7 protein-coding genes are annotated in these 9,755 nt (G+C 56.2%); all 7 read right to left on the bottom strand.

All coding sequences use genetic code 11. The annotated features are described in order from the left end of the window. Positions 1–156: 156 nt before the first annotated feature. On the bottom strand, positions 157–1,179 hold the full coding sequence (aroF, locus tag VKV18_RS05765) for a 3-deoxy-7-phosphoheptulonate synthase (RefSeq protein ID WP_324203274.1): 1,023 nt from the start codon (positions 1,177–1,179) through the stop codon (positions 157–159). 139 nt (positions 1,180–1,318) lie between these two features. Next, on the bottom strand, positions 1,319–2,533 hold the full coding sequence (locus VKV18_RS05760) for an acyltransferase (RefSeq protein ID WP_324203273.1): 1,215 nt from the start codon (positions 2,531–2,533) through the stop codon (positions 1,319–1,321). Between the two features lie 1,009 nt (positions 2,534–3,542). Then, positions 3,543–4,910 carry a sigma-70 family RNA polymerase sigma factor gene (locus VKV18_RS05755; protein ID WP_324203272.1) on the bottom strand — a complete coding sequence of 456 codons (1,368 nt, stop codon included), beginning with the start codon at positions 4,908–4,910 and terminating at the stop codon, positions 3,543–3,545. Between the two features lie 258 nt (positions 4,911–5,168). Continuing rightward, positions 5,169–6,875, bottom strand: coding sequence for a PQQ-binding-like beta-propeller repeat protein (locus VKV18_RS05750; RefSeq protein WP_324203271.1), 1,707 nt, complete (start codon positions 6,873–6,875; stop codon positions 5,169–5,171). After that, positions 6,872–7,798: an NHL repeat-containing protein gene (locus tag VKV18_RS05745; protein WP_324203270.1), complete on the bottom strand. Its 927-nt coding sequence runs from the start codon at positions 7,796–7,798 to the stop codon at positions 6,872–6,874. Before VKV18_RS05745 ends, VKV18_RS05750 begins: the two co-directional genes overlap by 4 nt. Positions 7,799–7,841: 43 nt before the next feature. After that, positions 7,842–9,407, bottom strand: coding sequence for an AAA family ATPase (locus VKV18_RS05740; protein WP_324203269.1), 1,566 nt, complete (start codon positions 9,405–9,407; stop codon positions 7,842–7,844). A gap of 119 nt (positions 9,408–9,526) precedes the next feature. After that, positions 9,527–9,755, bottom strand: a 229-nt coding sequence (locus tag VKV18_RS05735; RefSeq protein ID WP_324203268.1) for a hypothetical protein, incomplete at its 5' end; no start/stop codon positions are given.

Genomic DNA, 9,755 nt, shown 5'->3' with positions numbered 1-9,755 from the left:
CTATGTGCAGATGGCTTGGCCGAACATCGTAGCCGACCACCGTTTTGGCAAGCCCTCGCCGACGCAGGGCCATTCCCAACGAGGCGCCCATGAGGCCTACACCCAGGATGGCCACCTGGTTGAAGAGAACAGGGCAAGCCCCCTCTTCAGAGGCCCTCATAGGCGCTTACCAACGGCCTCCGCCACAGGCCTTACGGCCTGCATCAGTTGTCCAAACTGCTCGAACGAAAGAGATTGCGGGCCGTCTTTCACAGCCTTTTCAGGGTTGGGATGCACCTCGATAATCAGCCCATCCGCCCCTGTGGCCACCGCCCCCAAGGTTACTGCCGGAACCAAACTGCGTTTTCCCGTGGCGTGAGAGGGATCGGCAAAGATGGGCAGGTGCGAAAGCTCCTTTATGGCAGGGATGGCGTTGAGATCGAAGGTGTTGCGGGTATAGGTCTCAAAGGTGCGAATGCCGCGCTCGCACAGGATGATCTCGTAGTTGCCTTGGCTTGCGATGTACTCTGCCGCCTGCAGCCACTCCTCAATGGTGCTGGCCCAGCCGCGTTTCAGCATAACCGGCTTGCGTGTGTTCCCCACCTCGCGCAGAAGGCTGAAGTTGGTCATGTTGCGCGTGCCGATCTGAAAGATGTCGGTGTAGCGCCCCACCAGCTCCACATCGCGCGTATCCATGACCTCGGTGATGATGGGCAAACCGGTCTCTAGGCTCGCCTCCTGAAGAATCTTTAGTCCCTCCTCACCGAGGCCGTGGAAGGAGTAAGGCGACGTGGAGGGCTTAAAGGCCCCACCTCGCAGGATATGCGCCCCCATTTTCTTCACAAAGCGGGCCGTCTCCAACAGCATATCCGCCGATTCCACCGTGCAAGGCCCTGCCATGACGCAGAGCGTACCCCCGCCGATCTGCACGCCCCGCACGTTTAAAACGGTTCCCTCCGGGCGAAACGCTTTGCCCACCAGCTTATAGGGCTTGAGAATAGGGATGACGCGCTCTACATAGGGCAGCGACTCGAAGTGTTCGATCAGCCCGTCCTTATCGCGTTCAGGCGTTCCGATAACCCCGACAATAGTGCGCTCAACGCCGCGAGAACAGTGAACGCCGTAACCACGAGCTTTGAGATCGGCCAAAAGCGTCTCTTGTTGTTCCTCTGTTGCATCCGGCTGCAAAACGATGATCACTTACAATCCTCCATCTCTTTCAATCCGTTTTCGATTATCAATCCTTTTACGTCCTCACCCGCCCTGAGGAAAAGCACACTCCCCTCAGAGCCGGTGCAACTCTCTTAGAGCCATTATTATAGCGCATTGCAGGCCGACTTTAGGTTGCCGAAGAAGTCGAGGTACGGTTTTGCACACTTGTTGCCAATCGCCGCCGATAAAGCAGCGTGGGGCGCTCCACCACCAAATAGAAGAGATAGGCGGCCAATAGGGCCACCGGCGCTCCAACCCCAAAGAGAGCAAGACAAGAGAAGACCGGCGTTACATGATGCACCCGAAGCGCATGGGCCAGTTCATTGAGGATAGGGTAGTGAACAAGGTAGAGACTGTAGGAGAAATCGCCGAGAAGCCGCACCGGCGCCGATTGTAAGAAACGCAAGGGCCATCGCATCGCCTGCGGCGCCTGCACACAGCTTACAATGAAGCTGGTTGCGAAAACGGCCACCAAAATATCGGGCAACCGTAGCGGTGCATGAAAAACCAGAATACCGGACTGGGTAGGCGGCCAAAAGGCAAACAGCACCCCCATGACAACGCCCAGCGCGCCAACGATGGTCGGCCAGCGCCATGTGCGACATCGTAACGCCCACCTGTCTGTGGGTGACCAGTTCACTATGGCACCGGCCACACCCAGCGCAAAAACCCCCAACATCCAAAAACCTTCTGGAATATCCTTGTGAAGCAGCAGACAGGGCAAAAACCCCAGCGCCATGGCCGCCAACACCGTTTTGGGAATGCCAAAACGATGCCAAAGAGGCAGTATAAAGAACGGAAGAAAGAAATAGATTTGCCATTCGGTGGCAACACTCCACATCGGGGCGTCAATCTGATGAGACCAATGGGGGCTGAAGTTATGTATGAGAAAAAGATGAGATAGCAAGGCCCAGCGATCTACCTGAGGGCAGAGCCGTGCCCACCGAGCGGTAGAAGCCAAAACCATGCCCGGATGAAAGATCGGTGCAAGAAAAAGAGTCCAGAGTATGAGGGCGGCATAGTAAGGTGGCAGAATGCGCCAGGCACGGCGTAAAAAGTAGTTGCCGACCGCCATGTTTCCCTGTGGGTTGCGTGCAACGGGAATCATGAGCGAATAGCCGGAAAGCACAAGAAACACGGTGACTGCAAAATAGCCGTAGGGGCATAAAAAGAGCAGATAGGAAAGCCCCTTTTGGATGACATCCGACCTGTAGTGTAAGGCTATCTCGTGATAGAACTGGTAACAATGGTAAAGCATTACGTAGAGGGCGGCAAGCCCTCGCATACCATCGAGAAAATTGAGGTGAACCCGATTCGATTCACCGGCAGACTGGTTCTTCACCACAACTCCCTCCCCCTTCAGACCAACGTCCTTCCCCTCAAGGCCGACGCCCTCCCCCTCCCCCAATTTGGGCGAGGGGAGACCAACAAGCTCATTGGCAGTTTCCTTTGGATAGCTTTCCTTCGAGAACTGACCACAATAGCCCCTTTCTCCCTAATAGGGGGAAAGGACGGGATAGGGGGCGAGCAAGATAGGCTTGCTTTATTAACTGCCTCTAGAACCGTGAGATTGAAAGCCCCACTCCCTTTCCCTCAGAACCGGAGGGGATTGAAACTCAAGATTTCTCGCCTTCGGCTCGAAATGACAGTTGTTCATCTCGCCTTCGGCTTGAAATGACAGTCGTATCGCCAGCTCTTCAAGCCCCTCCACTTACAGGGAGAAGGGAGACCAACAAGCTCATTGGCAGTTTCCTTTGGCTAGCTTTCCTTCGAGAACTGACCACAACCGCCCCCTTTCTCCCTAATAGGGGGAAAGGAGGGGATAGGGGGCGAGCAAAGTCGGCTTACTCCACGAATTGGCTCTAGAACCGAAGCAATTGGCAGTTTCTGCAGCCTCACCCCCATCTCTCAGAACCGGAGGGAATGGAAACGCAAGATTTCTCGCCTTCGGCTCGAAATGACAGTTGTGGTATCGGCTCGAAATGACAGTTGTTCATCTCGCCTTCGGCTTGAAATGACAGGTGTCTATCTCACCGGCTCTTCAAGACCGACGCCCTCCCCCTCAGTGAGGATTGAACCCCCTGGTAGGGGCACCGGCGTTTCGGAGTCAAGACCGACGGTGCTACGCACTGCGCCTTCCCCTCAGCACCTTTCCCTCAGCGGATGCTCCAGAGGGTCTCATCCGATTCAGTGTAGCATCTAAGAGCCTCTCGTGTGTGGATGAGAGGAACAGCCTTCTCTTTAAGGAAGGATATTTTCCGTGAACAGCCCTATTTCGGAAGCTTTAGCCCCGCCCCTCCATAAGCACGGTGTTCCTATTGCCCCTGCAGATTTTTTAGTTTGCTTGTCGGCTAGGCCGCTTTCCGCAAGGAGCGAACGGGCGATAGCCGTTCTTCCAAAAGGCGCAGCAGTGTTTCCGGATGGTTCGCCTCCATCGGGAACCAGGCTACGCTATAGGTAAAGAAAAGCGGCGCATGGCTTCGGTTCCAGCCTCTTTCCTTCAGCCAGTCCTCAAAAGTGGCCCTTATACGCTGCAACACCGCGCTGGCCGTGCTGCCCGTATAGGGTAGGATCACGGCGAACGTATCGGAAGCGTAGCGCGTTACGATGTCGGCCCGACGCACCGTTTGGCGCAAGAGTTGTGCACTCAGCTGCACGGCCTCATCGCCCCAAAGCGTGCCGTGGTAGCGCGTGAAAGCCTCTAACCCCTCCATTCGTAACAGGATCACGGCCACTTCCGAATTGATGCGACGGGCGCGATTTAGCTCTTCCTGAAGCCGCATGTCGAAATAACGACGATTGTAGAGTTTGGTAAGTGGGTCTACGATGACGGAGGGGTCTTCACAAAGCGCCATGTCGAACTCCTGGCGCAGTTGAGCTAGCTGAAGCTGCGTTGTGCGCGGGTCATCGGTGGTAAGGATTTTGCGCAATTTGCGTGTGGAGTTGCGAATGAGATGCGAAACATAGTTGCAGGAGATGCCCAGCTTTTGCGCGATCTCCGTTTGGTTCAGGTCTTTAAAGTAGAACTCTACAAGCACCTGTTGCTCTAAAGCTTTTAGCTTTTTCATGGCCGTTTCCAGCATAATGCGGTCTTCGATGGGAAGCTGAAAGGCCACAGCCTGTTCGGCAATATCCTGACGCTCGCCATAGCCGTGAGGAGAGCCATCCTCGTTTTCGCGAAAGCCATCTATTGAGGTCACACGAAACACCTCGCGCGTGGTCATGAGTTCGGCGACCTCTTCCTCACGCATCCCCATCTTCTCGGCGATCTCTCCATAGGTCGGCGTTCGACCGAGTTGTTGGGTTAGCGCATCGCTAATGCGGTTTAGGCGCAGGTTCAGCTCCTGAAGCCAGGCCGGCTCCTTGATGATCTTGCCACGGTCACGCAGATAGTGCTTGATCTGACCGATGATGAAGTGGGTTGCATAAGTAGAGAATTTTACATTCTTTTTGGGGTCGTACAGCTCGATGGCTGTGATAAGTCCGATATACCCCTCTTGGGCCAAATCCTCCGCAGGCTCGGAGGCCCCGGAGAAGCGCCGGGCAATGCTCTCAACCAAATTGGTGTAGTTTAGTACGATGCGATCGCGCAAACGAAGGTCTTGTTGCTGCCGATAGGTCTCAAGCAGCTCGAGTATCTCCTCCTCGGAATAGCGCCGCATGGGGTTATCTCTCCACAGATAGGTCTTATTCGCTCGATCGTTCTCTTTTGGTGTCATTCCTCATCTCAAGAGAGCGTTTCGACGTAGGCCCATCAATGCGCGATTCGCTCTTACTCCGCCTTTCCTTCAGAGTCAAAATAAAAGGTTTCAAAGAAATGCCTTGGAAGGGCAAGGCATACAGATTATTGCCAGGATCGGCCTGTTCCTGTAGGAAACCCGGAGGGCTGTAGTTCAACACTTGATTGCGGCGGATAATCCAGAGAGTGCCGTTGGAGGGTGCGCCACAGAGTTGGACGGGAGACCTAAAACGGTTTGCTACTCTTCAAGGTTGCGAAAACGGTCGCTGACGGTATCGGAGAGTGTGTCTTGCTCGAAACGTTGGGCAAACTCCAAATAACGCTTAGCCTCGGCATGGTTTGGGTCGCGTTGCAGCACTTTTCGGAACTGAAAGATGGCCTCGGCATAGCGCGAGCGGTCGTAGGCCTGCTTGCCAAGCTCAAAATCCATTTGAACCTGAAGATGGGCAATTATCTGCGCCCGCTCGGTGGTGGGGGCAAGCGCCTGAGCGCGTTCATAACAGGCGAGAGCGCCCTGCGTATCTCCTTGCATTAGTCGTTCCTGCGCCTCTTTATCGGCCTCCTGCGCTCTGCCGGCACGGAACTCTTGCAGCAGCCGACGTGCCTCCACGTGATCGGGCCTAAGTAGAATCGCCTTGCGCAACAGCGCCTCTACGGCTTCCACTTGGCCTTCCTGAAGGTGGTCGTTCGCCTGCTGCAGCAGCGCTTCGGCGAAGCGTTGCCTCAACTCCACACTTTGCTGAAACAGCGCCACGTCGTAGGGCTGAAAGGCCAGCGCCTCTTGAAGGAGCGCAAGGGCTGCCTCCCAATCGCCTTCGGCCCGCAGATGCGCCAGCTCCTGCTGAACGTCGGCCATCCACTGCGCCCGCAGCTGTTCAAACTGCTGCCAGCACTCCACATCGTCGGGGCACTCTTCGAGGTAGGAATAGAGGTTTTGGAGCGCCGTCTTCATGTCGCCCGACTCTTGCCCAAGCTGCACATAGGCTTTCCAATCCTTCCGGCTTGCCGTGGCGGCCTCTACCGCTACGCTGACCACCCGATATAAGCTGAAACGACTTCCCTGAGCCGATGCGGCGATGTATTCGCCACTGGGAGAACAGGCGAGACCGGTAAAGGGAACATCGCCCTCGTAGTCCCAAACGGGCTGACCGGCCTGGTCGAGACAGATCAGCTTTGTGGGAACGCGCGGGTTCTCTTCGGAACCGCAAAGGGCCACGGAAAGCTGCCCTTCTCTCGCCATCGCAATGGCGTGAATAGGCCCTGCCACTTTGGTTTGCCAACGGCGCGTACCCTCTGCGTCCAACAGGCCGATCCATCCCGTTTGCGTGCCGTAGGCCAACTCTTCACCCTCCGCGGCATAGGCCAGCAGCGTGACCGGCTCTTCGGTCTCGAACCGCCAACACTCCCGCATGTTTGCATCGAACAGCTGGATCAGGCCGCTCTCATAGGCGGTTGCAATGCGCCGTCCCTCTTGCTGCACCGCAACGCAGTTGGCCACCCCTTCAAGCTCCACACTCCAAAGCGTCTTGCCGGCGAAGGTTCCATAGACCAGCGCGAAGTTTTGGCCGGAGATGTCGGAGTAGAGGGCAGCAAAGCGCGAGCCGCCTATGTCCATACCGGCATCGAGGTAGATCACCCGCTTTTCCATAATCAGCCGCCGTTTTTCACCCTCGGCAAACAGATAGACCTCCTCGGGCCGCATGCCTAAGAACGATTCGGCGACGGCGCTAAGCAGCAGCTTCTGCAGGATTTCGGCGGAAAACCTTGCCACCGTCTCTCGGCTCTGCTCGGAGACGATGCGAACGACCTCATAGGTGCGCGGTTCAATAGGATGTGGCCATGCAAGCGTGAGTGCACCTTGGTCGCTTAGGGGGTAGCCCTGCAACGGATAGGCTCCGCGGAGGCGCTGCTGCCATTCAAGCTGGAGGTTACGAACGGTCATCATGAGCGCGATAGCTGTAGAACAACTCGCAACAGACGGTGGTTTTGGGTATCGCTAACGTAAAACCCTTGATAATTCGGCTCTAAGGCCAAGCCGGTTGGTGCATGCAGCGCGCCTAGGCGCCCTGGCAGCCGCTGGAGCACCGCAAGGGCCTCTCCTTGGGAATTGAATGCGATAACCCTATCGGCGTTGGGATCGGCAAGATAGATTCGACCCTGCAGATCGAGGGCAAACTGTCCCCGATCTCGGATGCGATGCACGCCTGTGAGAACGGAGGTGGGCTGGGCATTGGCCGCAAAACGCACGATGGTGCCAAGGTAGTCGTCGGCAACATAGAGGGCGCCGGTTGCATCAAATGCGAGGGCAACGGGATGCACAAGCCCTCTCTCGCGTCCTACGCTGAGCGCACAGTCGCCCGTGTAGGGATGCAACCGCGCTATTCGGCCGTTGCCGGCATCGGCGACCCACAAAAACCCCTCCACATCGAACACGATATCGCAGGGATTAACGAAGCCGGAGAGCCTTTGGAAACGACGTCCCATTCTATCTACGCCGTAGACGCAATGGTCGCCCATGTCGGCTACAAAGAGGCATTGTCCCTGCGGATGCACGGCAACCGCCTGCGGCTCCAAGAAAGGCTCGAAGCTAACGACATCTCCGTTGAGGGCGATGCGCTGCACCCGTCTATTGAGGCTATCGGCCACATAGAGGGCGCCATCGGCGTCTATTGCCAAGCCTTTTGGGCATCGAAACTCCCCCACCCCTGTGCCTGGGGCACCGATAACTTCCACAACGCGCAGCTCTAGCGATTCGCTTTCAAACAAGTTAGGGGCAGCGGTCTCTTCGGAACGGGCGCCCTCATCGGGTGAGGTCGTTGAGGCCGATTGATCTTCAAACTCTAAAAAGCGGAAGCGATCGAATTCCACCGTTTTTCTCTAGTTCGTGCCCGTCGTCTGTTGCTTTTCGTCTTCATAATTCTAAAAGCGAGCCAAACTTTCCCGACTTCGCCAACATCAACTGTTCAGTGATCTCCCCCATCGTCTCGGTATGCGCGCTGGAGGCGGCGCGTGCCCGAGTGCGCGCCCAGTCCCTCAGCTCTTCAATGCGCTCACGCATGGTCATGGACAACGGCACGGTATGGGTGGCGGCCTGTACGATGGCGTCGGTAGTGAGGTCGCTGTTCTTATCAAAAGCATCATAAAGCGCCTCCACCACCAAGGCCTCGATTTCGGCGCCGGAGAAGCCAGGGGTGACTGCGGCCAGAAGGTCAAGATCAAATTTTTCGGGGTCACGATGTCTTCTCTGCAGGTGGATGCGGAAAATCTCTTTGCGCTCCTCACGGGCGGGCAGGTCTATGAAGAATATCTCGTCGAAGCGGCCCTTACGTAACAGCTCCGGGGGAAGAGCGGTGACATCGTTAGAGGTGGCCACGACGAAAGCAGGCGCCTTTTTGTCTTGCATCCAGGTAAGGAAAGTGCCGAAAACGCGGCTTGTGGTGCCGCCGTCGGAGTAGCTGGAGCTTTGCGTGCCGGAGAACCCCTTCTCCAACTCATCGAGCCAAAGGACGCACGGGGCCACCGATTCGGCCACACGAATCGCCTTACGCATGTTCTCTTCGGAAGCCCCCACAAGGCCGGCAAAGATGCGGCCCACATCGAGGCGCAGAATGGGCAAACGCCAAAGCGAGCCGATCACCTTCGCGGAGAGGCTTTTGCCGCACCCCTGCACACCCAGCAGCAGCACCCCACGCGGGTCGGGCAGACCAAACGCTTTTGCCTTCTCCGAGAAGGCCACAGTGCGTTTTTGCATCCAATCTTTAAGGAGGTCGAGACCACCGACATCCTGAATGCCCTCATTGAAGGGATAGTACTCAAGGATGCCGGATTTTCGGATGATCTGCTCTTTCTCGCCGAGGATCACGTCCACATCGAAGCGATTGCGCTCGATGAGCGAGCGGGCAAACACGTTCTCGGCCTCCATGGCCGTCAGCCCCTGAGCGGCCTTTAAAACCTGGTCACGCTCCAACTCGCTGAGATTACAGTTCACCTTTGGGTTATCTTTCACCGCCTGGATCACGCGCTCAAGAATGAGGTCGAGGTCTTCGTAGTCCGGCAGGGCATAGTCCACAACGGCGATGTCCTTCTCAAGCTCGGAAGGCAGCTTAAGGAACGGGGCGAGAATGATAAGCGATTTATGTGAGGTTTTAAGAACGAGAGCGAGGTCGCGCAGTCTTCGCGTCACCGTAACATCGTTGATGAAGGCATGAAAGTCTTTTAAAAGGAAGATCGCCTGATCGCGTGAATCGTTCACGGCATCGAGCGCCGCCAAAGGATCGCGGGTGGCGTTATCTCGGTGGTTGGGATTGGTCACCATACCTTGGGTAACCGTCCACACAAAAAGCTTTTTTCCGCGCTCCTGGGCGATGCGCCGCAAAGCGTCCTCTACCCGCTGCTCTTCCCATGATACGATGTAGATAATGGGGTAGCGGGCACGGATCAGGATTTCCAGTTCTTTATCAACTTTGGCCGATGACAATTTTCGTGCTCCTCACTCTCGCAAAGACCTCTTTAGCAACAAATTCATTATACACCCCCCATGCACTCCGGCGCAAGGTAGGATATTCTTCTATTAGCATATTATTTTATTCATCTCACTCACCGTTCTCGCTCCAGCACGTAATCTTTTGCCCCTTTCGATGTAGGAACGTTCTGCAAGGTGACTTCGTGCCATTCATAGGGCCAATGGGGCTTGAACCGAGCCTCCCCTGCCTCCCAACGCAGCCCCAAAAGCCCTTCAAGCACCGCCCAAATAAAGGTAGGTGCTACCCATGGAGAGAGGTGCATCCCCAAGTTCACACCGGTCTCGCCATGAAAGAACTCGGCG

The sequence above is a fragment of the Chthonomonas sp. genome (assembly GCF_035294505.1).
Lineage (GTDB): Bacteria > Armatimonadota > Chthonomonadetes > Chthonomonadales > Chthonomonadaceae > Chthonomonas.
The sequence above is the reverse complement of the archived record's forward strand: the minus strand, read 5'-3'. Positions and strand labels throughout refer to the sequence as shown.

Coding starts and splice junctions, on each gene's coding strand:
- VKV18_RS05750 (WP_324203271.1), bottom strand. CDS start 6,875: ATGATGACCGTTCGTAACCTCCAGCTTGAATGGCAGCAGCGCCTCCGC.
- VKV18_RS05755 (WP_324203272.1), bottom strand. CDS start 4,910: ATGACACCAAAAGAGAACGATCGAGCGAATAAGACCTATCTGTGGAGA.